We start from the raw sequence: 22,812 nt of genomic DNA on the forward strand, positions 1-22,812 counted from the left end.
GCCGAAACCGGCCCCGCAACAGTGTCAGAACAGCACGCGGCTGCGCAGGGTGCCGCTGACCTGGGCCAGCTTGTCCAGCGCCAGGTCGGACGAGGCGGCGTCGATGTCGATGACCACGTAGCCGATCTTCTCGTTGGTCTGCAGGTATTGGGCCGAGATGTTGATCTGGTTGTCCGAGAAGATGCGGTTGATCTCTGACAGCACGCCCGGCACGTTGCGGTGGATGTGCAGCAGACGGTGCTTGCCGGGGTGGGCGGGCAGCGCCACCTCGGGAAAGTTGACCGACGAGGTGCTGGTGCCGTTGTCGCTGTATTTCACCAGCTTCTCGGCCACCTCCAGGCCAATGTTGGCCTGCGCCTCCATGGTGGAGCCGCCGATGTGGGGAGTCAGGATCACGTTGTCCAGCCCGCGCAGGGGCGATACAAACTCATCCTTGTTGGTGCGCGGCTCGACCGGGAACACGTCGATGGCGGCGCCCAGCAGCTTCTTGGCCTGGAGCGCTGCAGCCAGCGCTTCAATATCCACCACCGTGCCCCGCGCGGCGTTGATGAGGATTCCGCCCGGCTTCATGGCCGCGATTTCGGCAGCGCCGATCATGCCCTCGGTGGACGGCAGCTCGGGCACGTGCAGGCTCACGATGTCGCTCTGGCCCAGCAGATCGTGCAGGTGCTGCACCTGGCGGGCATTGCCCAGGGGCAGCTTGTTGACCACATCAAAGAAGGCCACGTGCATGCCCATGGCCTCGGCCAGTACCGACAGCTGGGTGCCGATGGAGCCGTAGCCCACGATGCCCAGGGTCTTGCCACGGATCTCATACGCGTTGTCGGCGCTCTTGAGCCAGCCGCCCCGGTGGGCCACCGCGTTTTTCTCGGGCACGCCACGCAGCAGCAGGATGGCTTCGGCCAGCACCAGTTCGGCCACAGAGCGGGTGTTGGAGTACGGCGCGTTGAACACCGCAATGCCGCGCTCGCGCGCCGCGTTCAGGTCCACTTGGTTGGTGCCAATACAAAAGCAGCCCACGGCCACCAGCTTGTGGGCCTGGGCAAACACCTCTTGGGTCAGCTGCGTGCGCGAGCGGATGCCCACAAAGTGCACATCGGCGATCTTGCGCTTCAGTTCCTCGTCGGGCAGTGCGCCGGACACCGTCTCGATCTGCGTATAGCCCGCCGCCCGGATCACATCCACCGCGGAGGAGTGAATGCCTTCGAGCAGCAGAAACTTGATCTTGTTCTTGTCGAGCGAATTGGTGGCCATGGCGATGAAGGGGAAGGAGTGAAGAAAGGGGAAGTCCGGCGCGCGACGGCGCGAACGAACCGGGGCTGCACACGCATGTGAACAGTCACCAGCATGGTGCATTGCACAAAACCTTGCAAGCCTCGGCAAATGCGCCACACCTTGTCACAAAAAGGTCACAATCGCACCCCTCACGGGTACCCCAAGGGGTTTCCCCGGTTGTTGCAGGGCGCGGGCTCATGCGACAACGACATATCAATGTCACAGAGGCTGCATAGCATCCGGCCCTTGTGCTTTTCGTCATCCTCGGAGGAAATATTCATGAAAACGAAGCTTCTGGCGGTCTGCGCTGCTGTTGCCATGTCGGTCTGCGCACCTGCGCAAGCACAGGCACCCATTGAGATCCAATGGTGGCACTCGATGAGTGCAGCGCTGGGCGACTGGGTCAATGACCTGGCCAAGCAATACAACGCCAGCCAATCCCAGTACAAGGTCGTGCCCACGTACAAGGGCCAGTATGACGAATCGATGACCGGCGCCATTGCCGCCTTCCGCGCTGGCAATGCCCCCCACATCCTGCAAGTGTTCGAAGTGGGCACCGCCACCATGATGGCCAGCAAGGGCGCCATCGTGCCTGCGGCCAAGGTGCTGAACGACGCGGGCTTCAAGTTTGAACCCACCGAGTATGTGTCCGCAGTGGCCGGCTACTACACCGCCCCCAACGGCCAGATGCTGAGCTACCCGCTCAACAGCTCGACCACGATCTTCTATTACAACAAGGACGCCTTCAAGAAGGCTGGTCTGGACGCCGACAAGCCGCCCAAGACCTGGCCCGAAGTGTTTGCCGCCGCCTCCAAGCTCAAGGCCAGCGGCCACAGCTGCCCGTTCACCACCAGCTGGGTGAGCTGGACGCAGCTGGAGAGCTTCTCGCTGTGGCACAACACCCTGTTCGCCTCCAAGAACAACGGCTTTGACGGCAACGACGCGCAACTGCAGATCAACACCCCGCTGCACGTTCGCCACTTCGAGAACCTGGCCAAGGCATCCAAGGAAGGCAGCTTTGTCTACAAGGGCCGCAACAATACGGCCGATGCGTCCTTCCCCTCTGGTGAATGCGCCATGATCACCGGCTCGTCGGGCCTGTACGCCCGCGTGGCCAAGGAAGCCAAGTTTGCCTACGGCATCTCCACCCTGCCTTACTACCCTGACGTGAAGGGCGCTCCCCAGAACACCGCCATCGGTGGTGCCAGCCTGTGGGTGATGGCCGGCAAGAAGCCCGAGGAATACAAGGGCGTGGCCAGCTTCCTGAACTTCCTGAACGACACCAAGGTGCAGGCCGCCAGCCACCAGCGCACGGGTTACCTGCCGGTGACCATGGGCGCCTACAAGCTCACCGAAGCGTCTGGCTTCTATGACAAGAATCCCGGCACCGACGTGGCCGTGACGCAGATGATCCGCAAGGCCACGGACAAGTCGCGCGGCATCCGCCTGGGCAACTTCGTGCAGATCCGCTCGATCATCGACGAGGAAACCGAACAGATCTGGTCGGGCAAGAAGTCGCCCAAGGAAGCCCTGGACACCGCCGTGACCCGTGGCAACGAGCAGCTGGCCCGCTTCGCACGCGCCAACAAGTAAGCACGGTCCCCCATCTGTCGATGCCACCTGGCCACCCGGCTGGGCGGCATCGAAAGCCCGCCGCCCCGTCAACCCACTTGGTTCACGGGGCGGCGGGGTTTTCTTTTTGAGAGTTTCGTCATGGAAAAACGCGTACTTTTCCGCTCTGCATGGCTGCCCTGGGTGCTTCTGGCCCCCCAGCTGGTCATCATCAGCGTGTTCTTCTTCTGGCCCGCAGGCCAGGCCCTGGTGCAGTCGTTCCAGATGCAGGACAGCTTTGGCATGTCCACCGAATGGGTGGGGCTGGACAACTTCAAGGCCCTGTTTGAAGACCCGGGCTATCTCGCCTCGTTCAAGACCACGGCCTTCTTCTCGATCCTGGTGGCGGTGGTGGGCATCGGCCTGTCACTGATCCTCGCGATCTTCGCCGACCGCATCATCAAGGGCGCCATCGTCTACAAGACCGCCCTGCTGCTGCCCTACGCCGTCGCCCCCGCGGTGGCAGGTGTGCTTTGGATGTTCATGTTCTCGCCCTCGCTGGGTGTGGTGGCCTACATGCTGCGCCAGTCGGGCTTTGACTGGAACCACATGCTCAACTCCGACCACGCGATGACGCTGATCGTGATTGCAGCGGTGTGGAAGCAGATCTCCTACAACTTCCTGTTTTTCCTCGCAGGTTTGCAGTCCATCCCCAAGTCGCTGATCGAAGCCGCCGCCATCGACGGTGCGGGCCCCTGGCGCCGGTTCTGGAGCATTCAGTTCCCGCTGCTGTCGCCCACCACGTTCTTCCTGCTGGTGATCAATGTCGTGTACGCGTTCTTCGACACCTTTGCCATCGTGGACTCGACCACCCAGGGCGGTCCCGGGCGCGATACCTCCATCCTGGTCTACAAGGTCTACCACGATGGTTTCAAGGCCATGGACATGGGCGGCTCGGCCGCGCAATCGGTGGTGCTGATGGCCATCGTGGTGGTGCTCACCGTCATTCAGTTCCGCTACGTTGAGAAAAAGGTTCAATACTAAAAATGGTCGAACGCAGCCCCTATCTCACAGCGTTCTCGCACCTCATCATGGTGCTGGGCGTGATCATCGTCGGCTTCCCGCTGTACCTGGCCTTCGTGGCCTCCACCCATACCGCACAGGACATCGTTCAGGTGCCCATGCCCATGGTGCCCGGCAGCAACTTCTGGCAGACCTACCACGACGCGCTGTTTGGCGGCGGCGCGGGTGCGGGCTCCACCGCGCCTGTGGCCCGCATGATGTGGGTGAGTTTTGTCACCGCCATGGTCATCACGGTGGGCAAGATCGCCATCTCGCTGCTGTCGGCGTTTGCCATCGTGTACTTCCGCTTCCCCTTCAAGGGCATCTGCTTCTGGCTGATCTTCATCACGCTGATGCTGCCCGTGGAAGTGCGCATCGGGCCTACCTACCAGGTCGTATCCAACCTGGGCATGCTCAACACCTACGCGGGCCTCACGGTGCCACTGATCGCCTCGGCCACCGCCACCTTCCTGTTCCGCCAGTTCTTCCTGACGGTGCCCGATGAGCTGGTGGAGGCCGCACGAGTGGACGGCGCCGGTCCGATGCGCTTTTTCAAGGACATCCTGGTGCCGCTGTCGCGCACTTCGGTTGCCGCACTGTTCGTGATCCAGTTCATCTACGGCTGGAACCAGTACCTGTGGCCGCTCTTGGTGACCACGTCCGAAGACATGTACCCGGTGGTCATCGGCATCAAGCGCATGCTGGCCGGTGGCGACGCAGGCAACGAATGGAACATCGTGATGGCCACGGCCCTCCTGGCCATGCTGCCGCCTGCCTTTGTGGTGGTGGTCATGCAACGCTGGTTCGTCAAGGGCCTGGTGGACACCGAAAAATAAGACAAAACTCCTGCAAGCGCTTGTTAAATAAGCCCCTGTAGCTATCAAATTCATTGCACATATGGCATCCCTCTCTCTTCGCAACATCGTCAAGCGCTACGGCGTGGGCCCCAAGGCCAACCAGGTCATCCACGGCGTGAACGCCGAGGTCAAGGACGGCGAGTTCGTCGTCATCGTTGGCCCCTCGGGCTGCGGCAAGTCCACCCTGCTGCGCATGGTCGCGGGCCTGGAAGAAATCTCCGGCGGCGAACTGCGTATTGGCGACCGTGTGGTCAACGACCTGGAACCCGCCCAGCGCGACATCGCGATGGTGTTCCAGAACTACGCGCTGTACCCGCACATGACGAACTTCGAGAACATGGCCTATGGCCTGAAGATCGCCAAGGTACCCAAGGAAGAGATCAAGGCGCGCGTCGACAAGGCTGCCAAGATCCTCGAACTGGGCCACCTGCTGGAGCGCAAGCCGCGCGAGCTGTCGGGCGGCCAGCGCCAGCGCGTGGCCATGGGCCGCGCCATCGTGCGCCAGCCCCAGGTGTTCCTGTTTGACGAGCCGCTGTCCAACCTGGACGCCAAGCTGCGCGCCCAGACCCGCCTCGAAATCCAGAAGCTGCACCGCGAACTGGGCATCACCAGCCTGTTCGTGACACACGACCAGGTCGAGGCCATGACGCTGGCCCAGCGCATGATCGTGATGAACGCGGGCAACATGGAGCAGTTCGGCACGCCCGAAGAGGTCTACCACACGCCCGCCTCCACCTTCGTGGCCAGTTTCATCGGCTCGCCGCCGATGAACCTGCTCAAAAACGCACCAGGCGCCAAACCGGGCACCATTTTGGGCATCCGCCCGGAGCATCTGGATGTGCGCAGCGAGGGTTGGGCCGTTACCGTCGAAACTGTGGAGTTGCTGGGTGCCGAGCGCCTGATCTACGGCCGCATCAACGGCGAACAGATCATCGTGCGGGTAGAAGAAGGCACCCACGCGCCGCAGCCGGATGCGGTGATCCACGTCGTGCCCCGTCCCGACCGCCTGCACGCTTTCGATGCCACCACCGGTAAACGCATCCCCGACTGAGCCCGTGCAGCCGCCTGAAGCCGCCGGCGCCGGGCGCGGGGTTCTGGCCACCGTGCCGGTGCTGGCCTCGCTACACCTGGCGGAGACCTTGCAGTTCTACGTCGAGCGGCTGGGTTTCACCGCACTGCTGGAGATGGACAACTACCTGATCCTGCAGCGCGATGGCTGCGAGCTGCACTTCTGGCCCTGCACCGAGCGCCACATTGCAGAAAACACTTCATGCTACGTGCGTGCAGACACCGGATTGCTGCACGCGGATTTCACGGCACGCGGCCTGCAACTGGCACCTCCCACTGTCCAGCCCTGGGGCATGAAGGAGATGTATGTCATCGACCCCCATGGCAACCTGCTGAAATTTGGTGAACCCGCATGAGCGCACCCTCGTCTACCCTCGCCCCCTGGCCCTACCCCCGCTGGATCGCCCACCGCGGCGCGGGCAAGCTGGCCCCTGAGAACACCTTGGCCGCCTTCCGGCTGGGTGCCCAATACGGCTACCGCATGTTCGAGTGCGACGCCAAGCTCAGCGGCGACGGCGTGCCTTTTTTGATGCACGACGCCACGCTGGAGCGCACGACCAACGGCCACGGCACCGGCGGCGACCGGCCCTGGACCCAGCTTGCCCAGCTGGATGCAGGAGGCTGGCATTCCCGCAGCTACGCTGGCGAGCCCCTTCCCACACTGGAGAACCTGGCGCGCTACTGCATTGCCAACGGGTTTTTCCTGAACATCGAGATCAAGCCCACACCAGGCCAGGAAGAAGTTACCGGCCGCGTGGTGGGCGAATACGCCGCACGGCTGTGGCAAGGCCAGGCCGTGCCGCCCTTGTTCTCGTCGTTCAAGCCCGAGGCGCTGGCGGGCGCCATGGCCACCGCGCCCCACCTGCCCCGCGCGCTGCTCATCGACGCGCTGTGGGACGGATGCTTTGACAAGGCGCAGGCGCTCGGCTGTGTGGCCATCGTGTGCAACCACGCGCTGTGGGACCCGGCCCTGGTGGCGCAAGTCCACGGCATGGGCATGCGCACGCTGAGCTACACGGTGAACGACGACTGGGCGGCGCAGCGCCTCATCGCGCTGGGCACGGACGGCATCATCACCGACCGCGTCGACTTCTTCTCGCCCGCCACGCCGTAGGGCGCACCTTCCAACCAACCCCGCCCCAAGCCAGCGCCACCGGGGACCGGGTTTGCCGGGCCACCGGTGGAGTCCCCTGCAGGGGGAAGGCGCACAGCGCCTCAGGGGGTCAATCGAGTTTCGCGCCAGACTTCTTGACGGCGTCGGCCCAGCGGGGCATCTCCGAGGCCAGGAATTTGGCAAAGTCGTCCGCGCCTAGAAACGCCGGATCCGCCCCCTGGCTCACCATGCGATTGCGCACATCGGGCATCTGCAACACCTGGCCAAAGGCGTCACTGAGCTTGTTGACCACGTCCTTGGGCGTGCCTGCAGGGGCCAGAAAGCCATAGAAGCCCACCACCTCAAAGCCCTTGATGCCGCTCTCGATCACCGTGGGCACTTCGGGCAGTGCGGGGTTGCGCTCCTTGCTGGTCACGGCCAGGGCACGTACCTTGCCCTGCTTGTGGTACGACGCGGCCTGCGGAATGCTCTCGGCCATGAACTGCACCTGCCCGCCCATGAGGTCGGTGAATGCCGGCGCGCTGCCCCGGTAGGGGATGTGCACCATGAACAGGCCCGTGGCGGTCTTGAACATCTCGGGCACCAGGTGGCTGATGCCGCCATTGCCCGCAGAGCCAAAGTTGACCTGACCAGGCCGCGACTTGGCATAGGCCATGAACTCCTGCAGATTCTTGGCGGGCACGCTGGTGTTGACCAGCAAGGCCAGCGGCTGCATGGCCGTGCGCGCCACGGGCACAAAGTCCTTGAGGGTGGCATAGGGCAGGCGGCTGTACAGCGCGGGGTTGATGACCATCACCCCCGTGTTGGCCAGCATGATGGTGTGGCCGTCAGGGGGCGCTTTCATCACCTCCTGCGCGCCCACGGTGCCACCGGCTCCGGCCTTGTAGTCCATCACCACCGGCTGGCCCAGCACGGTCTGCAGCTTGTCGGACAGCAGGCGCGCATGCTGGTCCAGCGGCCCGCCGGCGGGGAAGCCCACCACGATACGGATGGGCTTGGACGGAAACGCCTGCGCATGCACGGCGGCAGCAAAGGCCAGGCCTGCGGCCAGAGTGATGCAGGTACGCAGCAGCTTCATGGGGTTGTCTCCAGCATTGGTTGTGGGTGTACGGGGGTGTTCGCTAGTTCCGTCAGAGCGGGCCATGGCAACCGTCCTGGAAGGTGTAAAGAGGCTATCAGACACCAGGGCGCGACAGCCCTCCAGATCACCTCTCGCAAACCCTCAAAACACGTGACGGCTTGCTGAAAGCTTCAAGCCTTCCAGCCCCGCACCAGCACCCACTGGCAAGTGGCGCAGGCCACCACCAGCGCGGCATAGGTGAGCATCTTGCCATCACGTCCCCACAGCACCAGCCCTGCCGCGAGCACCGCCACCCCCACGGCAAACAGAATCGCCCACCGCAGCCACACAGACATTGCAGAGGCACTGCGCGAGCCCACCAGACGGCCCGAAAGGACCAACACCAGCGCCATGGCGGCAGCGGGTGCGACAAAGTTGAGGAGGTGGTTGACGATATCCAGCGGACCCATGGAATTGACCCAAATCAAGGCTTGAACAAGCAAGGCCGCCTGTTCGGGCCAACAATTTTATAATTGCGGCTTATGGCAGTCTGGGCCCTCGGCATCAACCACACCACCGCGCCGCTCGATCTGCGCGGCCGGTTTGCGTTTGCGCTCGATCAGATCGCCCCCACGCTGCACGGTTTGCGCCAGTCGCTGGGCAACTCTGGCGGAGCTGCCAGCCGCCACCCCGGGGTGGAAACCGCCATCATCTCCACCTGCAATCGCACCGAAATTTACTGTGCCGGCGACCAGCCCGCATTGGACCACACGCTGGGCTGGCTGGCCCATAGCGGCGGCGTGAGCCCCGCGCTGCTGCGCTCGCACTCCTACACGCTGGAAGACAGCCTCGTCGCACGCCACGCCTTCCGCGTGGCCAGCGGGCTCGATTCCATGGTGCTGGGCGAGGCCCAGATCCTGGGCCAGATGAAAGACGCTGTGCGCGCTGCGGAAACAGCTGGCGCTTTGGGCACCACGCTCAACCAGCTGTTCCAGCGCAGCTTTGCCGTGGCCAAGGAGGTGCGCACCAGCACCGAGATCGGCGCACACAGCATCAGCATGGCAGCCGCCGCCGTGCGCCTGGCCAGCCAGCTGTTTGAAGACCTCTCCAAGATCCGCGTGCTGTTCGTCGGCGCGGGCGAGATGATCGAGCTGTGCGCCACGCACTTCGCCGCCAAGAACCCCAAGCAGATCGCCATTGCCAACCGCACGCTGGAACGCGGCGAAAAGCTGGCCACCCGCTTTGGCGGCGAGGTAATGCGCCTGGCCGACCTGCCCGAGCGCCTGCACGAGTTCGACGCCGTCATCAGCTGCACCGCCAGCAGCCTGCCCATCATCGGCCTGGGTGCCGTGGAGCGCGCCCTCAAGAAGCGCCGCCACCGCCCCATGTTCATGGTCGATCTTGCCGTGCCGCGCGACATCGAGCCCGAGGTCAAGGCCCTGGGCGACGTGTACCTCTACACCGTGGACGACCTGGCCACCGTGGTGCAAACCGCGCAGGCCAACCGCCAGGCCGCCGTGGCGCAGGCCGAGGCCATCATCGACGCGGGCGTGCAAAGCTTCATGCACTGGATGGAGCTGCGCAGCCCCGCAGCCGCCGAGGGTGGCGTGGTGCCGCTGATCCAGCAGCTCAACGCCCAGACGGACGAATGGCGCGCGCTGGAAATCGCCCGCGCCAAGAAGCTGCTGGCCAAGGGCGAGGACGTGGACGCCGTGCTCGAAGCCCTGTCGCGCGGCCTCACACAGAAAATGCTGCACGGCACCCTGGCCGAGCTGCGCGCGGGCGACGCCGAGATGCGAGCCCAGACGGCCCAGACCGTCTCGCGCCTGTTCCTGCGCTCGCAAAGCAAGACCCCCCACAACAACGGCCTGTAGCGGCGCTCGCCCGCTCCACAGCCGTTCCGATTTGAGCCAAATCGGCCTCAGGCGCATGATTTACATGCGCCACCAGCTACCCAATCTGTAGCAAATCATTTTTCCAGAATTCCATGAAACCCTTTCTCCGAAGCCAGCTGGAGCGCTACGCACAGCGCCTGGGCGAACTCGACTTCCTGCTCTCGCGCGAAGACATCATGAGCGACATGGCGCAGTACCGGCGCATCTCCGTCGAGCATGCCGAGGTCACGCAGGTCGCCGGCCGCTACGCCCGCTACCAGCAGCGCGAGGCCGACCTGGCGGGTGCGCGCGAGATGCTGGCCGACCCCGACATGGCCGAGATGGCACAGGAAGAAATCACCAGTGCCGAGGCCGAGCTGCTGCAACTGGAAGACGAACTGCAGCGCCTGCTTTTACCGAAGGACCCCGACGACGCGCGCAACGCGTTTGTGGAAATCCGTGCGGGCACGGGTGGTGACGAATCCGCCCTGTTCGCAGGCGACCTCACCCGCATGTACACCCGCTACGCCGCCAACGTGGGCTGGAAGGTGGAGGTGGTGAGCGAGAACGCGGCCGAGCTCGGCGGCTACAAGGAAATCGTGCTGCGCATAGAGGGTGACCATGTTTACGGAGCTCTCAAGTTCGAATCCGGTGGCCACCGCGTGCAGCGCGTGCCCGCCACCGAAACCCAGGGCCGCATCCACACCAGCGCCTGCACCGTGGCCGTGATGCCCGAGCCCGACGAGCACGAGGCCATCAAGCTCAACCCGGCAGACCTGCGCATCGACACCTTTCGCGCCAGCGGCGCGGGCGGTCAGCACATCAACAAGACCGACTCTGCCGTGCGCGTGGTGCACTTGCCCACCGGCATCGTGGCCGAATGCCAGGACGGCCGCAGCCAGCACAGCAACAAGGCCAAGGCGCTGCAGGTACTGCAGGCGCGCATCCAGGAGAAAGAGCGCAGCGAACGCGCCGCCAAGGAGGCCGCGCTGCGCAAGGGCCTGATCGGCAGCGGCGACCGCAGCGACCGCATCCGCACCTACAACTTCCCGCAGGGGCGCCTGACTGACCACCGCATCAACCTCACGCTGTACAAGCTGCTGGCCGTGATGGAAGGCGACCTGGGCGATGTGCTGCAGGCCCTGCAGCATGCCCGCGAGGCCGAGCAGCTGGAAGAGCTGGAGATGGGCGCCACCGGGTGAGCCAGGCAAGAATTTGAGACAAATTGGCTGGTAGCGCTAGATTCATATGCCTGAACAGCTATCAAAACAATAGTGAACCACACCACCTCTCCCACCCTCGCCCAGGCTTTGGCGCAAGCCCACACCCTGGGCCTGGCGCGTATCGACGCGCAACTGCTGCTGCTGCACGCCTTGGGTCGGCCTGATGCAGGCCGCGCCTGGCTGCTGGCGCACGATACCGACGCACTGGACGAGACCACACACACCCAGTTCATTGCCCTGTGCCAGCGCCGCGTGGCGGGCGAGCCCGTGGCCTACCTCACCGGCCGCAAGGAGTTCTACGGCCTGCCGCTGCAGGTGGACGCGCGCGTGCTGGACCCGCGCCCCGACACCGAAACCCTGGTGGACTGGGCGCTGGAGGTGATCGCCCCGCTGGCATCGCCCCGCGTGGTGGACCTGGGCACCGGCAGCGGTGCCATTGCCCTGGCGCTGCAAAGTCAGCGCACCGACGCCCAGGTGCTGGCGGTAGATGCCAGTGCCGATGCCCTGGCTGTAGCGCAGGCCAACGCTGAGCGACTGGGCCTGCCCGTGCAGTTTCAGCAGGCCAACTGGCTGATGGGAGTGGAGGGGCCATTCGACGCCATCGTCTCCAACCCGCCCTACATCGCCAGCGCCGACCCGCACCTGGCCGCGCTGACGCACGAGCCCCTGCAAGCCCTGGCCAGCGGCGCGGACGGCCTCGAAGACATCCGCGCCATCGTCTCCCAGGCGCCCGCCCACCTGCGGCCGGGCGGCTGGCTGCTGCTGGAGCATGGCTACGACCAGGCAGACGCCGTGCAGGCGCTGCTTGCCGCCCAGGGCTTTGTGCGAGTACAAAGCCGCAATGACCTTGCCGACATCGCACGCTGCACAGGCGGGCAATGGCCGACAGTGAAATAATCCCTCCATCGCGGGCCCTCAGCATCCATTCGCCCGCAGCCTCTTTCAAGGAGTTTTCCCATGAGCGACACCCAACAACGCATCGACGGCCTCGTCAAATCCAGCGACATCCTGCTGTTCATGAAGGGCAGCGCCAGCTTCCCCATGTGTGGTTTCTCCGGCCGCGCCATCCAGATCCTCAAGGCCTGTGGCGTGGACCCGAAGAGCGTGGTCACCGTCAACGTGCTCGAAGACGACGAAATTCGCCAGGGCATCAAGGAATACAGCAACTGGCCCACGATCCCGCAGCTGTATGTGAAGGGCGAGTTCATCGGCGGCTCGGACATCATGATGGAGATGTATGAGTCGGGCGAACTCAAGCAAGTGCTGGGCACCGAGGGCTGATCGAAGCGACCATTGCCTCACCCGCCATCAGGCCGCCTTCGGGCGGCCTTTTTGTTTGCCCGCAACAGAGGCACCAATCAGGGGCTTTTCCGATGGAGCAGCGGGCATGTTGTGTGCTTGAATGATTGCGTGACGTAACCCTCACAGGAGCATGCAATGACCAGCCATAGCCTTGTTCCCCAGCCACCTGCCCTGCGCCTGCCGGTGGCCCAGATGCGCAATGTGTTCCACCCGGGCGATGTAGAGCGCAAGCTCGCTCGCCTGCAGGAGTCCGGCAACCAGAGGGAATACGAAACCCTGCGCACCGTGTACGAACGCATGCTGGAGCGCGGCCCGGAGCGTTTTCAGGTCAAGCCCTCGGGCATCCCCGACATGGCCAGCCTGTACGAGCAGTTGCCCAACTTCACCGAAGTGCTGGACGACGTGAAGCGCCACGTGGCGCTGGCGCAGGACAGCAGCGATGGCCTGGAGGTCACACCCATGCTGCTGCTGGGCCCGCCCGGCATCGGCAAGACCCACTTCGCACGCCACCTGGCCGAGCTGCTGGGTACGGGCATGAACCTGCTGCCCATGAGTTCCATGACCGCAGGCTGGCTGCTGTCGGGCTCGTCGGCGCAGTGGAAGGGCGCGCGCCCTGGCAAGGTGTTCGAGGCGCTGGTGGAGGGCGAATATGCCAATCCCGTCATCGTGGTGGACGAGATCGACAAGGCCAGCAGCGATGCGCAGTACGACCCGCTGGGTGCGCTGTACAGCTTGCTGGAGTACGACACCGCCCAGAGCTTTACCGATGAGTTTGCCGAGGTGGCCATCGACGCGAGCCAGGTCATCTGGATTACCACCGCGAACGACACACGCGGCATTCCCGATCCCATCCTGAACCGCATGAACGTGTTTGAGGTGGAGGCGCCCACGCTGGAGCAGGCCCGCACCATTGCGCGCAACCTGTACCAGGGCATCCGCGCGGGGCACGACTGGGGCCGCCTGCTGGACCCGGAGCCGACGGACGACGTGCTGGACCACCTGGCACAGATGCCCCCGCGCGAAATGCGGCGGGCGCTGATGACGGGTTTTGGCAATGCGCGGCTGGACCGCCGGTCCACGGTGGAGATCACCGACCTGCCGAAGGCCGCCACGGGGCGCAGCCGGATTGGCTTTGTGCAGTAGATAGCGCGACGCGGTCGCCCGCACGCGCCACCCTTCCCCCTGCCACACCATGCAGTGGCATGGGGCGGCAGGCGGCATGCGTCACAAGGCGCGCCGGCGGGCCCGCTTGCAAGGTGCCCAGATACACTTGGTGGCCCGGTGTACCGCTGTACTCCGGTTCCGCCTTCGTCCCATGACCCTGTCCCAAAGCCTCTTCGTGATCGGGCTGCTGATTGCAGCCAGCGCCTTTTTCTCCATGGCCGAGATTTCGCTCGCGGCCGCCCGCCGCCTGCGCCTGCGCCAGATGGCCGATGAAGGCGACGCGCGTGCGGACCGGGTGCTGCGCATGCAGGAGCAGCCGGGCGACTACTTCACGGTGGTGCAGGTAGGGCAGAACGCCGTGGCCATCCTGGGCGGTATCGTGGGCGAAGGTGCGCTGAGCCCGCATTTCAGCGAACTGTTTGCGCTGTGGATGTCGGGGCCCACGGCCGAGCGGGCGGGGTTCCTGGCGTCTTTCCTCATCATCACCTCGCTGTTCATCCTGTTTGCCGATCTGTTCCCCAAACGCCTGGGCATGGCAGAGCCCGAGCGGCTGGTGGTGCGGCTGGCACAGCCCATGGCCTGGTGCATGACGCTGTTGCGGCCGCTGGTGTGGTTCTACAGCCGGGGGGCCGACGCGCTGTTCCGCCTGTTGGGGTTGTCATCGCTGCGCGATGACCGCATCACGTCAGACGATATCCTGGCCATGATGGAGGCAGGCGCGCGTGCCGGGGTGCTGGCGGCGCGCGAGCAGCAGGTCATCACCAACGTGTTTGAGTTGGACACGCGCACGGTGTCCAGCGCCATGTCGCCGCGCGACCGCATTGCATTTTTTCTGCGCGACGAGCCCGACTCCGTCATCCGCCTGCGCATCGCTGCCGAGCCGTTTTCAACCTACCCGGTGTGCGAAGGCGACATCGACCACGTGGTGGGCTATGTGGATGCCAAGGACCTGTTCCAGCGCGTGCTGAACAACCAGCCGATTTCGCTGGCCGACGACAGCCTGGTGCGCAAGGTGCTGATCGTGCCCGACCGGCTGACCCTGTCGGAGGTGCTGGAGCAGTTCCGCCAAGTCCACGAGGACTTTGCCGTCATCGTGAACGAGTACAGCCTGGTGGTCGGTGTGGTCACGCTCAACGATGTCATGAGCACCGTGATGGGTGACTTGGTGGGCCCGGCGGACGAGGAGCAGATCGTGCGACGGGATGAGAACTCCTGGCTCATCGATGGGGTCACCCCCATTGAGGATGTGCTGCACGCCCTGTCGCTGGACGAGCTGCCGCACACCGGCGAGTACGAAACCCTGGCGGGCTTCCTGATGGTGATGCTGCGCCGCGTGCCACGCCGTACTGACAGCGTGAGCTGGGGCGGCTACAAGTTTGAGGTGCTGGACGTGGACAGCTACCGCATCGATCAGGTCATGGTCTCCAGGCTGGGCGGTGCCCCTGGTGCATCGGCCCCGAGCCCGTCAGCACCCACGGGACCCGCTGTGGAGTGACCAAGGCGCGGCCCGTGTCACCGCCGCGCTGATCGCTCTATGCGGCCGGCGAATGCGGCCGATCGGCAAACAGCCACTTGCGCTGCGCTCCAAAGACGGCATCGGGGTAAGGCGACCGGCCTCGGCTGCCGTTGTAGCGGCCAAGCGCCATGAACAAATCGCCCTGCTCCCGGTCAATGTAGTGGCGCAGAATGACGCAGCCAAAACGCAGGTTGGTCTGCATGTGAAACAGCTTGCCCGGGTCGCCGTCGCCAATCACGCGCGTCCAGAAGGGCATGACCTGCATATAGCCCCGCGCTCCAACGCTGGACACGGCAAATTTGCGGAACCCACTTTCTACCTGGATCAGCCCCAGGACCAGGGACACGTCCAGCCCGGCGCGCTTGGATTCGTACCAGACCGTCTGCAAAAAGTCGCGGCGTACTTCCAGGTCCGGTTTGCGCGGCCGCAGGCGATCACTCTGCGTACCCAGCCACCGCAGGTAGTGCAGGCGCGCTTCGGTGGTAAAAAACTCCGGCTCGGGCGGCGCCTGGTTGGCAATGGCAGAGCTGAGTGCGGTGCGCACCGAGTCCATCAGGGGCTCCTCCAGCTGCCCGCCGGCGTGCGCCACCTGCGGAGCACCCAGCCAGGCAGCGGGCGCTGCCAGCGAAGCCAGCGACACCAGACAGCCGCGGCGCGACATCCCCACGGGGCCGCCAGAAGTCGCAGCCCACGGAGCGCTCAGAGTGACGCCGCTCTTGCTCATACAGCCATACGACCCTTCACATGGGCCAGGATGTCGGCCACGGCCACCTTGGTGGCTGCGGCGTCCCGGCGGTGCTGGTACTCGACAACACCCTCTTTCAGGCTCTTGTCGCCAATGGTCACGCGGTGTGGCACGCCGATCAATTCCCAGTCGGCAAACATCGCGCCGGGGCGCTCGCCACGGTCGTCCAGGATCACGTCCACGCCCGCAGCCAGCAGGTCGGCATACAGTTGCTCGGCAGTGGCCTTGACGGCCTCGCTGCGGTCCATACCCACGGGGCAGACCACCACGGTGAACGGCGCAATCGCGTCCGGCCAGATGATGCCGCGCTCGTCATGGTTTTGTTCAATGGCGGCGGCAGGCAGGCGTGTCACGCCAATGCCATAGCAACCCATTTCGAAGAACGCGGGCTTGCCGTCGTCGCCCAGGAAGGTCGCGTTCATACCCTTGCTGTACTTGGTACCCAGGTAGAACACATGGCCCACTTCAATGCCGCGCTCGATCGCCAGCTCGCCCTTGCCGTCGGGGGAGCGGTCGCCCGCCACCACGTTGCGCAGGTCGGCCACCATGTCGGGCTCGAGCAGATCGCGGCCCCAGTTGACGCCGGTGATGTGAAAGTCCACCTCGTTGGCGCCGCAGATCCAGTCGGCCATCACAGCGACTTCGCGGTCTGCCACGATCTTCAAAGGCCTCTTCAGGCCGATGGGGCCCAGGTAACCCGGCTTGCAGCCAAAGTGGTCCTCAATTTCGCCCAGCGTCGCGAAGCGGAAGCCCGCCAGTCCGGGCACCTTGCCAACCTTGATCTCGTTCATGTCGTGGTCGCCGCGCAGCAGCAGCAGCCACACCTGGCTCTTGACGATCTCACCCGCTTCGTTGGTTTCGTCCGTGGCCAGCACCAGTGACTTGACCGTGGTGTTCAGCGGAACACCCAGCAGTTCTGCCACATCGGCACAGGTGCTCTTGCCTGGGGTGGCTGTTTTGGTCAGCGCCTGGGTGGCTGCGCCGCGTGGTCCGGTGGGGGCCAGCGCCTCCGCCTTTTCCATATTAGCGGCGTAGTCGCTCTGCGGGCAGTAGACGATGGCGTCTTCGCCCGTGGCGGCAATCACCTGGAATTCTTCCGACAGGTCCCCCCCGATGGCGCCGCTGTCAGCGGCCACGGCACGGTAGGTCAGGCCGAAGCGATCGAAAATCCGCCGGTAGGCTGCGGCCATCACTTGGTAGCTGGCCTTGGCGGCCACTTGGTCGCGGTCAAAGCTGTAGGCATCCTTCATGATGAACTCACGTCCGCGCATGAGGCCAAAACGGGGGCGGCGCTCGTCGCGGAACTTGGTCTGGATCTGGTAAAAGTTCTTCGGCAGCTGCTTGTAACTCTTGAGTTCTTGACGGGCGATGTCAGTGATCACTTCTTCGCTGGTCGGCTGCACCACGAAGTCGCGACCATGGCGATCCTGGATGCGCAGCAGCTCGGGGCCCATTTTCTCAAAGCGCCCGGTTTCCTGCCAGAGCTCAGCGGGCTGCACCACGGGCATGGTCAGCTCGACAGCACCCGCGCGATTCATCTCTTCGCGCACGATGGCTTCCACCTTGCGGATCACGCGCAGGCCCAGAGGCATGTAGTTGTAGATGCCAGCGCCCAGCTTCTTGATCAGCCCGGCCCGCGTCATGAGTTTGTGACTGACCACTTCGGCGTCCGCCGGAGCTTCCTTGAGGGTGGAAATGAAGAATTGGGAGGCTTTCATCGGGAATCGATTGCAGGCAGAACGGGGCCGTCCACTTGCTGCGCGCTAGGCGCCGTGCATAATGGACACAGTTTAAAAATTTGGGGTTTGATTATGCTTGACCGGGACGGCTTTCGGCCGAACGTCGGCATCATCCTGCTCAACCAGAAAAACCAGGTGTTTTGGGGCAAGCGCATACGCACCCACAGCTGGCAGTTCCCGCAGGGTGGCATTGACCGGGGCGAGACCCCCGAGCAAGCCATGTTCCGCGAGCTGCATGAGGAGGTGGGATTATTGCCCAACCACGTTCGCGTGGTGGCCCGCACCCGGGACTGGTTGCGCTATGAGGTGCCTGACCGGTACATCCGCCGCGATGCGCGCGGCCACTACAAGGGCCAGAAGCAGATCTGGTACCTGTTGCAATTGATGGGGCACGACTGGGATCTGAACCTGCGTGCGACCAATCACCCGGAGTTTGACGCTTGGCGGTGGAACGACTACTGGGTTCCGCTGGATGTGGTGGTCGAGTTCAAACGCGGTGTTTATGAGATGGCGCTCACCGAACTGGCCCGCTATCTGCCGCGACACGAGCAGCGCAACCGCTATTTGCGCAGCGGTTTACGCACCCGCGAGGGTGAACATGCGGGCGTCGCCAACATGTTTCGCACAGGCTCCATGCTGGTCAACCCTGGCATGGAACTCCCCCCAGGTGCCAGTTTTGATCCCGATCCTCAAAACAGCATGCCGGGAGAACTCGACGGTATGCAATCGGTATCAGACACACCGCGCTGACTCTGGCATCGAACCATGAAAAACGCCTGCAGATGCAGGTGTTTTGTTTTGATGGGCGAATCCGCTCAGTCCTGAGTCGGCAAGGATCAATGCGCGCAGCCAGTCCCTATGCGCCCTGCGCCAACACGAGATTGTCGCGGTGCACCATTTCCGGCTCAGCCATGTAGCCCAGCAGTTTCTCAAACTCCGTCGACGGCTTGCGGCACAGAAGGCGGGCTTCCGCCGCTGCATAGTTGGCCAAGCCACGTGCAATCTCTGCACCAGACCCGTCGCGCACGGCAATCACGTCGCCGCGCGAAAAGTCCCCCTCCACTGCCGTCATGCCGATGGGCAGCAGGCTTTTGCCTTCGTCGCGCACCTTGGCTGCAGCCCCAGCGTCCACCACCACAGAGCCACGCAGTTGCAAGTGGTCCGCCATCCACTGCTTGCGGGCCTGCTTTTTCTGTGTCTGGGCAACCAGCAAAGTACCCAACGCCTCACCACTCACCAAACGGACCAATACGTCGGATTCGCGTCCCCAGGCGATCACTGTCGATGCACCGGAGCCTGCAGCGCGCTTGGCCGCCAGAATCTTGGTGATCATGCCGCCTTTGCCAATGCTTGAGCCTGCACCGCCCGCCATCGCTTCCAGAGCAAGATCACCCGCTTTGGCCTCATGCACAAACTGCGCAGACGGATCACGGCGTGGGTCGGCGGTGTAGAGCCCCTTCTGGTCTGTGAGGATGATCAGGGCATCGGCTTCCACGAGGTTGGCCACCAGCGCACCCAGCGTGTCGTTGTCGCCAAACTTGATCTCATCATTGACCACCGTGTCGTTTTCGTTGATCACCGGCACAACACCCAAACGCAGCAGCGTGAGCAAGGTGGAGCGCGCATTGAGATAGCGCTCACGGTCCGCGAGATCGGCATGGGTGAGCAGCACCTGCGCGCTGCCCATCCCCTGCTCGCGCAGCTTGGTTTCGTACATCTGCGCCAGCCCCATCTGCCCCACCGCTGCAGCAGCCTGCAGTTCGTGGATTTCCTGGGGTCTTGTGGTCCAGCCCAGGCGCTTCATGCCTTCGGCAATGGCACCGCTGGACACCATCACCACCTCGCGTGGGGCACCCCCAACACCGCGCACCAGCGCGGCCAGTTGGCGACTCCACTCACCGATGGCGGTTTCATCCAGTCCACGCCCTTCGTTGGTCACAAGGCTGGAGCCCACCTTCACCACGATGCGGCGGGCATCTCTCAATACGCTGGAAACCATTTTGATGTCTTTGATGCCGATAGCGCTACTGCTTCATGCCTGAGTAGCTATTAAAAATGTAGCAATTCCTATCCTCTGAGCGCCGACGCGTCAGGCTGGCGCATCGCCGGCGAAACGGGGATCCACCTCCACCGGCTCGTTCTCCGTGCGCTGCTCGGACTGCACATGGCGGAAGATGGCGTGAATCAGCGGCTCGCAGCCCTCACGCGTGAGGGCCGATATCTCAAACACCGGCCCCTTCCATTTGAAGCGCTTCACAAAATCCTTCACGCGCGCCTCACGCTCATCAGCGGGAACCATGTCCAGCTTGTTCAGCACCAGCCAACGCGGCTTGTTGTAAAGCTGCTGGTCGTATTTCTTGAGCTCGTTCACGATGGCCTTGGCCTGCGCCACCGGGTCCACAGCATCGTCAAACGGCGCCAAGTCCACGATGTGCAACAGCAAACGCGTGCGTTGCAGATGGCGCAGGAACTGGTGGCCCAAGCCAGCGCCCTCAGAAGCTCCCTCGATCAGACCGGGGATGTCGGCTACAACAAAGCTCTGCTCAGGCCCCACCCGCACGACGCCCAGGTTGGGGTGCAGCGTGGTGAACGGGTAATCCGCAATCTTTGGTCGCGCATTGGACACGGCCGTGATGAAGGTGGACTTGCCGGCGTTGGGCATGCCCAGCAGCCCTACATCGGCCAGCACCTTCAGCTCCAGCTTCAAATTCTTTTTCTCGCCCGGCCAGCCCGGCGTTTTTTGACGCGGGGCCCGGTTGATCGCGCTCTTGAAACGCATGTTGCCAAAGCCGCCATCACCGCCTTTGGCGATGGTGATGACCTCGCCCGGGGTCAGCAGCTCATACAGAACTTCACCCGTCTCGGCGTCGGTGATGATGGTCCCGACCGGCATCTTGAGTGTGATGTCCGTACCCGCTGCGCCGAACATATCGGAGCCCATGCCATGCTCACCCCGTTTGGCCTCATGACGGCGCGAGTAGCGATAGTCCACCAGGGTATTCAGGTTGGGATCGGCCACAGCAAACACATGCCCCCCGCGCCCACCGTCACCACCATTGGGACCGCCGAACTCCTTGTATTTTTCGTGCCGGAACGACACGCAGCCATTGCCACCATCACCTGCGGCAATGTCAATAAAGGCTTCGTCGACGAACTTCATGGGGTATCCAGTTTACAAAAGAGGCCGTACTGTCGGCTGCTGACCAATTGTGGCGGAACAGCGGGGGCCATTCCAGGCGCCACAGGCCAAAGGCGCACCAGCGACGCGTGCAGACCAAACAACAAAGCCCCGACAAAGCGGGGCTTCGATGGTTGCCGGAGGAGTAATCCTCAGGCGGGAGTCACATTGACCGTGGACTTGGACAATGCGCCCTTGGTACCGAACGACACATGGCCGTCCACCAGGGCAAACAAGGTGTGATCCTTGCCAACGCCGACATTGGTGCCGGGGTGGAAACGTGTGCCACGCTGGCGCACGATGATCGAACCAGCGCTGATCAGTTCACCACCGAAGGCCTTGACACCCAGCATCTTTGGCTTGGAGTCACGCCCGTTTCGCGTAGAGCCGCCGCCTTTTTTCTGTGCCATGACTAGCTCCTTCGATTAAGCAGCAATCGCACCAATTTGCAGCTCAGTGAACTGCTGGCGATGGCCTTGGCGTTTTTGATAGTGCTTACGACGGCGCATCTTGAAGATGTGCACTTTGTCGTGCTTGCCGTGGGCCACGACAGTGGCTTTCACGGTTGCGCCGGACACCAGGGGCGTACCAACCTTCAGTTCAGCGCCGTTGCCGACAGCCAGAACCTGGTCGATCACAATTTCCTGGCCTACGTCCGCAGCAATCTGTTCTACTTTAATTTTTTCGCCGGAAGCAACGCGATACTGCTTGCCGCCGGTTTTTATGACCGCGTACATGTTGACCTCTTGATATGAGTTCTGCAGACGAATTTCTGCAGAGCCGGCGAGTATAGCGCATCTGGCATCACCCCGCCAACCCCACGCGCATCAGTCAATTCGGCGTGACCAGCACGCCACCGTCCTCGTCAGCCACGTAGCGGGCCTTCCTATAATTCGGGCACTTTCTGTGACCACCATCTTGACTGACCATACCGCCCCCGCAGTTTCCCCCCTCACGCTCGTTGCACAAGACATGCTCGATGTCGACAAGGTCATCGGTCAGCGCCTGACATCCAGCGTCCCCCTGGTGGGCCAGATTTCGCAGTACATCATCGCTGCGGGCGGCAAGCGCCTGCGCCCCGCCCTGTTACTGATGGTATGCGGAGCCTTAGGTTACCGTGGCACACATCGGCACAGCCTTGCGGCAGTGGTCGAGTTGATTCACACCGCAACACTGCTGCATGACGATGTGGTGGATGCATCCACCCTGCGCCGCGGCCGCCCCACAGCCAACGAAACCTTTGGCAACCCTGCCAGCGTTCTGGTGGGCGACTTTCTGCACACCCGGTCATTTCAGATGATGGTCGAGGCTGGAAGCATGCGCATCATGGAAATCCTCTCCGAGGCTACGAACGTGATTGCAGAAGGCGAAGTGCTCCAGCTGATGAACATGCACGACGCCTCACTGGATGAAGCGGGCTATCTGCGTGTCATCCGCTCCAAAACAGCCAAACTTTTTGAAGCCAGCGCCCGCCTCGGCGCCGTTCTGGCCAACAGCCCCCCCGATGTGGAAGAGGCATGCGCAACTTATGGACAGGCACTGGGTACCGCATTCCAGATCATTGACGATGTGCTGGACTACGACGGCGACACCGCAGAGATGGGCAAAAATCTGGGTGACGACTTGAGAGAAGGCAAATCCACCCTCCCCCTGATCGCCGCCATGGAACGAGGCACCCCCAGCCAGGCGGAAATCGTTCGCCAAGCCATCGAACAAGGTTCGACCGAACGATTAGAAGAAGTCGTGGGCATCGTCCGCTCGACAGGCGCCCTGGACGTTACCCGCGCCGCAGCCTTCGCTGAAGCGCACCGCGCCATGGCTGCCGCCCGACGATTACCCGCAAATGCCTACTCGGAGGGTTTGCTAGAATTGGCAGCCCAATTGCTGGGGCGGCGAAATTAAAAGAGGCACCAGATCACTCGCGGGTGCTTTTACAAGCTGCGGGGTGTAGCTTAGCCTGGTAGAGCGCTACGTTCGGGACGTAGAGGCCGGAGGTTCGAATCCTCTCACCCCGACCATATATCGCAGTATGGTCACCTACCAAAATCCCACCCGTTTGTGGCGCCGTTGCCAATATGCGCTGC

At 63.4% G+C, this 22,812-nt stretch carries 23 protein-coding genes and 1 tRNA gene; 15 read left to right on the forward strand and 9 right to left on the reverse strand.

Annotated elements, in window-relative coordinates; translation table 11 throughout:
• Positions 1 to 24: 24 nt before the first annotated feature.
• The gene (gene serA / locus CLU87_RS16010) at positions 25 to 1,254 is read right to left on the reverse strand and encodes a phosphoglycerate dehydrogenase (RefSeq protein ID WP_099731082.1); all 1,230 of its coding nucleotides are present in this window, start codon (positions 1,252 to 1,254) and stop codon (positions 25 to 27) included.
• 300 nt (positions 1,255 to 1,554) lie between these two features.
• Between serA and ugpB the strand changes: the two genes are divergently transcribed.
• The 6 genes from ugpB to ugpQ all read left to right on the forward strand — a co-directional run bounded on the left by ugpB (position 1,555) and on the right by ugpQ (position 6,927).
• Positions 1,555 to 2,868, forward strand: coding sequence for a sn-glycerol-3-phosphate ABC transporter substrate-binding protein UgpB (ugpB, locus tag CLU87_RS16015; RefSeq protein ID WP_056060369.1), 1,314 nt, complete (start codon positions 1,555 to 1,557; stop codon positions 2,866 to 2,868).
• Positions 2,869 to 2,988: 120 nt separating this feature from the next.
• A complete protein-coding gene (ugpA, locus tag CLU87_RS16020; protein ID WP_015012736.1) occupies positions 2,989 to 3,870 on the forward strand; it encodes a sn-glycerol-3-phosphate ABC transporter permease UgpA in 882 nt (293 codons plus the stop codon).
• A 2-nt stretch (positions 3,871 to 3,872) separates the two neighbouring features.
• Positions 3,873 to 4,724 carry a sn-glycerol-3-phosphate ABC transporter permease UgpE gene (gene ugpE / locus CLU87_RS16025; RefSeq protein WP_056060366.1) on the forward strand — a complete coding sequence of 284 codons (852 nt, stop codon included), beginning with the start codon at positions 3,873 to 3,875 and terminating at the stop codon, positions 4,722 to 4,724.
• Positions 4,725 to 4,785: 61 nt separating this feature from the next.
• A complete protein-coding gene (locus CLU87_RS16030) occupies positions 4,786 to 5,796 on the forward strand; it encodes a sn-glycerol-3-phosphate import ATP-binding protein UgpC (protein WP_056060362.1) in 1,011 nt (336 codons plus the stop codon).
• A gap of 4 nt (positions 5,797 to 5,800) precedes the next feature.
• Positions 5,801 to 6,169 (forward strand): VOC family protein, encoded by a 369-nt coding sequence (locus tag CLU87_RS16035; protein ID WP_099731083.1) that lies wholly within the window; start codon positions 5,801 to 5,803, stop codon positions 6,167 to 6,169.
• Positions 6,166 to 6,927: a glycerophosphodiester phosphodiesterase gene (gene ugpQ, locus CLU87_RS16040; RefSeq protein ID WP_099731084.1), complete on the forward strand. Its 762-nt coding sequence runs from the start codon at positions 6,166 to 6,168 to the stop codon at positions 6,925 to 6,927. The genes CLU87_RS16035 and ugpQ overlap by 4 nt, the downstream gene beginning before the upstream one ends.
• Before the next feature lie 109 nt (positions 6,928 to 7,036).
• Here the strand turns inward: ugpQ and CLU87_RS16045 are convergent, their stop codons facing one another.
• Both CLU87_RS16045 and CLU87_RS16050 read right to left on the reverse strand, forming a co-directional pair.
• Positions 7,037 to 8,005: a tripartite tricarboxylate transporter substrate binding protein gene (locus tag CLU87_RS16045; protein ID WP_056060354.1), complete on the reverse strand. Its 969-nt coding sequence runs from the start codon at positions 8,003 to 8,005 to the stop codon at positions 7,037 to 7,039.
• A 173-nt stretch (positions 8,006 to 8,178) separates the two neighbouring features.
• On the reverse strand, positions 8,179 to 8,457 hold the full coding sequence (locus tag CLU87_RS16050) for a hypothetical protein (protein WP_056060351.1): 279 nt from the start codon (positions 8,455 to 8,457) through the stop codon (positions 8,179 to 8,181).
• A gap of 72 nt (positions 8,458 to 8,529) precedes the next feature.
• Here CLU87_RS16050 and hemA point away from each other — a divergent pair, with 72 nt between their 5' ends.
• The 6 genes from hemA (at position 8,530) to CLU87_RS16080 (ending at position 15,045) form a co-directional block, all read left to right on the forward strand.
• Positions 8,530 to 9,861: a glutamyl-tRNA reductase gene (hemA, locus tag CLU87_RS16055; protein WP_099731085.1), complete on the forward strand. Its 1,332-nt coding sequence runs from the start codon at positions 8,530 to 8,532 to the stop codon at positions 9,859 to 9,861.
• A gap of 113 nt (positions 9,862 to 9,974) precedes the next feature.
• On the forward strand, positions 9,975 to 11,063 hold the full coding sequence (prfA, locus tag CLU87_RS16060; RefSeq protein WP_099731086.1) for a peptide chain release factor 1: 1,089 nt from the start codon (positions 9,975 to 9,977) through the stop codon (positions 11,061 to 11,063).
• A 72-nt stretch (positions 11,064 to 11,135) separates the two neighbouring features.
• Positions 11,136 to 11,981, forward strand: coding sequence for a peptide chain release factor N(5)-glutamine methyltransferase (gene prmC / locus CLU87_RS16065; RefSeq protein WP_099731087.1), 846 nt, complete (start codon positions 11,136 to 11,138; stop codon positions 11,979 to 11,981).
• A 60-nt stretch (positions 11,982 to 12,041) separates the two neighbouring features.
• Positions 12,042 to 12,365 (forward strand): Grx4 family monothiol glutaredoxin, encoded by a 324-nt coding sequence (grxD, locus tag CLU87_RS16070; RefSeq protein WP_056060339.1) that lies wholly within the window; start codon positions 12,042 to 12,044, stop codon positions 12,363 to 12,365.
• Between the two features lie 156 nt (positions 12,366 to 12,521).
• A complete protein-coding gene (locus tag CLU87_RS16075; protein ID WP_099731088.1) occupies positions 12,522 to 13,529 on the forward strand; it encodes an AAA family ATPase in 1,008 nt (335 codons plus the stop codon).
• A 172-nt stretch (positions 13,530 to 13,701) separates the two neighbouring features.
• Positions 13,702 to 15,045 (forward strand): hemolysin family protein, encoded by a 1,344-nt coding sequence (locus CLU87_RS16080; protein WP_099731089.1) that lies wholly within the window; start codon positions 13,702 to 13,704, stop codon positions 15,043 to 15,045.
• A 37-nt stretch (positions 15,046 to 15,082) separates the two neighbouring features.
• On the opposite strand, the gene CLU87_RS16085 is transcribed toward CLU87_RS16080, so the two are convergent.
• Positions 15,083 to 15,790 carry a lytic transglycosylase domain-containing protein gene (locus tag CLU87_RS16085; protein WP_099731090.1) on the reverse strand — a complete coding sequence of 236 codons (708 nt, stop codon included), beginning with the start codon at positions 15,788 to 15,790 and terminating at the stop codon, positions 15,083 to 15,085.
• Complete coding sequence (locus tag CLU87_RS16090; RefSeq protein WP_099731091.1) at positions 15,787 to 17,529, reverse strand: proline--tRNA ligase; 1,743 nt, start codon at positions 17,527 to 17,529, stop codon at positions 15,787 to 15,789. Before CLU87_RS16090 ends, CLU87_RS16085 begins: the two co-directional genes overlap by 4 nt.
• A 93-nt stretch (positions 17,530 to 17,622) precedes the next feature.
• On the opposite strand from CLU87_RS16090, the gene CLU87_RS16095 reads away from it, so the two are divergent.
• Positions 17,623 to 18,300, forward strand: a complete 678-nt coding sequence (locus CLU87_RS16095; RefSeq protein ID WP_099731092.1) for an RNA pyrophosphohydrolase — start codon at positions 17,623 to 17,625, stop codon at positions 18,298 to 18,300.
• Positions 18,301 to 18,406: 106 nt separating this feature from the next.
• Here the strand turns inward: CLU87_RS16095 and proB are convergent, their stop codons facing one another.
• The 4 genes from proB to rplU all read right to left on the reverse strand — a co-directional run bounded on the left by proB (position 18,407) and on the right by rplU (position 21,465).
• Positions 18,407 to 19,549, reverse strand: a complete 1,143-nt coding sequence (gene proB, locus CLU87_RS16100; protein WP_056060322.1) for a glutamate 5-kinase — start codon at positions 19,547 to 19,549, stop codon at positions 18,407 to 18,409.
• Positions 19,550 to 19,639: 90 nt separating this feature from the next.
• Positions 19,640 to 20,710, reverse strand: coding sequence for an Obg family GTPase CgtA (gene cgtA / locus CLU87_RS16105; RefSeq protein WP_056747278.1), 1,071 nt, complete (start codon positions 20,708 to 20,710; stop codon positions 19,640 to 19,642).
• A 170-nt stretch (positions 20,711 to 20,880) separates the two neighbouring features.
• Positions 20,881 to 21,138, reverse strand: coding sequence for a 50S ribosomal protein L27 (rpmA, locus tag CLU87_RS16110; RefSeq protein WP_005794180.1), 258 nt, complete (start codon positions 21,136 to 21,138; stop codon positions 20,881 to 20,883).
• Between the two features lie 15 nt (positions 21,139 to 21,153).
• Complete coding sequence (gene rplU, locus CLU87_RS16115; RefSeq protein ID WP_005794184.1) at positions 21,154 to 21,465, reverse strand: 50S ribosomal protein L21; 312 nt, start codon at positions 21,463 to 21,465, stop codon at positions 21,154 to 21,156.
• A gap of 235 nt (positions 21,466 to 21,700) precedes the next feature.
• Here rplU and CLU87_RS16120 point away from each other — a divergent pair, with 235 nt between their 5' ends.
• Positions 21,701 to 22,630, forward strand: coding sequence for a polyprenyl synthetase family protein (locus CLU87_RS16120; RefSeq protein ID WP_233193802.1), 930 nt, complete (start codon positions 21,701 to 21,703; stop codon positions 22,628 to 22,630).
• Between the two features lie 39 nt (positions 22,631 to 22,669).
• Positions 22,670 to 22,746 (forward strand) — tRNA-Pro (locus CLU87_RS16125).
• The last annotated feature ends 66 nt before the right edge of the window (positions 22,747 to 22,812 follow it).

The organism is Acidovorax sp. 59 (assembly GCF_002754175.1).
GTDB classification, from domain to species: domain Bacteria; phylum Pseudomonadota; class Gammaproteobacteria; order Burkholderiales; family Burkholderiaceae_C; genus Acidovorax; species Acidovorax delafieldii.

Bases quoted from the DNA above. Each gene is read 5' to 3' on its own strand.
- CLU87_RS16050 (WP_056060351.1), bottom strand. From the start codon at position 8,457: ATGGGTCCGCTGGATATCGTCAACCACCTCCTCAACTTTGTCGCACCC.
- proB (WP_056060322.1), bottom strand. From the start codon at position 19,549: ATGGTTTCCAGCGTATTGAGAGATGCCCGCCGCATCGTGGTGAAGGTG.
- serA (WP_099731082.1), bottom strand. From the start codon at position 1,254: ATGGCCACCAATTCGCTCGACAAGAACAAGATCAAGTTTCTGCTGCTC.
- CLU87_RS16095 (WP_099731092.1), top strand. From the start codon at position 17,623: ATGCTTGACCGGGACGGCTTTCGGCCGAACGTCGGCATCATCCTGCTC.
- CLU87_RS16075 (WP_099731088.1), top strand. From the start codon at position 12,522: ATGACCAGCCATAGCCTTGTTCCCCAGCCACCTGCCCTGCGCCTGCCG.
- CLU87_RS16090 (WP_099731091.1), bottom strand. From the start codon at position 17,529: ATGAAAGCCTCCCAATTCTTCATTTCCACCCTCAAGGAAGCTCCGGCG.
- ugpE (WP_056060366.1), top strand. From the start codon at position 3,873: ATGGTCGAACGCAGCCCCTATCTCACAGCGTTCTCGCACCTCATCATG.
- prfA (WP_099731086.1), top strand. From the start codon at position 9,975: ATGAAACCCTTTCTCCGAAGCCAGCTGGAGCGCTACGCACAGCGCCTG.
- CLU87_RS16085 (WP_099731090.1), bottom strand. From the start codon at position 15,790: ATGAGCAAGAGCGGCGTCACTCTGAGCGCTCCGTGGGCTGCGACTTCT.
- CLU87_RS16080 (WP_099731089.1), top strand. From the start codon at position 13,702: ATGACCCTGTCCCAAAGCCTCTTCGTGATCGGGCTGCTGATTGCAGCC.
- hemA (WP_099731085.1), top strand. From the start codon at position 8,530: ATGGCAGTCTGGGCCCTCGGCATCAACCACACCACCGCGCCGCTCGAT.
- CLU87_RS16030 (WP_056060362.1), top strand. From the start codon at position 4,786: ATGGCATCCCTCTCTCTTCGCAACATCGTCAAGCGCTACGGCGTGGGC.
- CLU87_RS16045 (WP_056060354.1), bottom strand. From the start codon at position 8,005: ATGAAGCTGCTGCGTACCTGCATCACTCTGGCCGCAGGCCTGGCCTTT.
- CLU87_RS16120 (WP_233193802.1), top strand. From the start codon at position 21,701: ATGCTCGATGTCGACAAGGTCATCGGTCAGCGCCTGACATCCAGCGTC.
- rpmA (WP_005794180.1), bottom strand. From the start codon at position 21,138: ATGGCACAGAAAAAAGGCGGCGGCTCTACGCGAAACGGGCGTGACTCC.
- ugpA (WP_015012736.1), top strand. From the start codon at position 2,989: ATGGAAAAACGCGTACTTTTCCGCTCTGCATGGCTGCCCTGGGTGCTT.
- rplU (WP_005794184.1), bottom strand. From the start codon at position 21,465: ATGTACGCGGTCATAAAAACCGGCGGCAAGCAGTATCGCGTTGCTTCC.
- ugpB (WP_056060369.1), top strand. From the start codon at position 1,555: ATGAAAACGAAGCTTCTGGCGGTCTGCGCTGCTGTTGCCATGTCGGTC.
- ugpQ (WP_099731084.1), top strand. From the start codon at position 6,166: ATGAGCGCACCCTCGTCTACCCTCGCCCCCTGGCCCTACCCCCGCTGG.
- grxD (WP_056060339.1), top strand. From the start codon at position 12,042: ATGAGCGACACCCAACAACGCATCGACGGCCTCGTCAAATCCAGCGAC.
- cgtA (WP_056747278.1), bottom strand. From the start codon at position 20,710: ATGAAGTTCGTCGACGAAGCCTTTATTGACATTGCCGCAGGTGATGGT.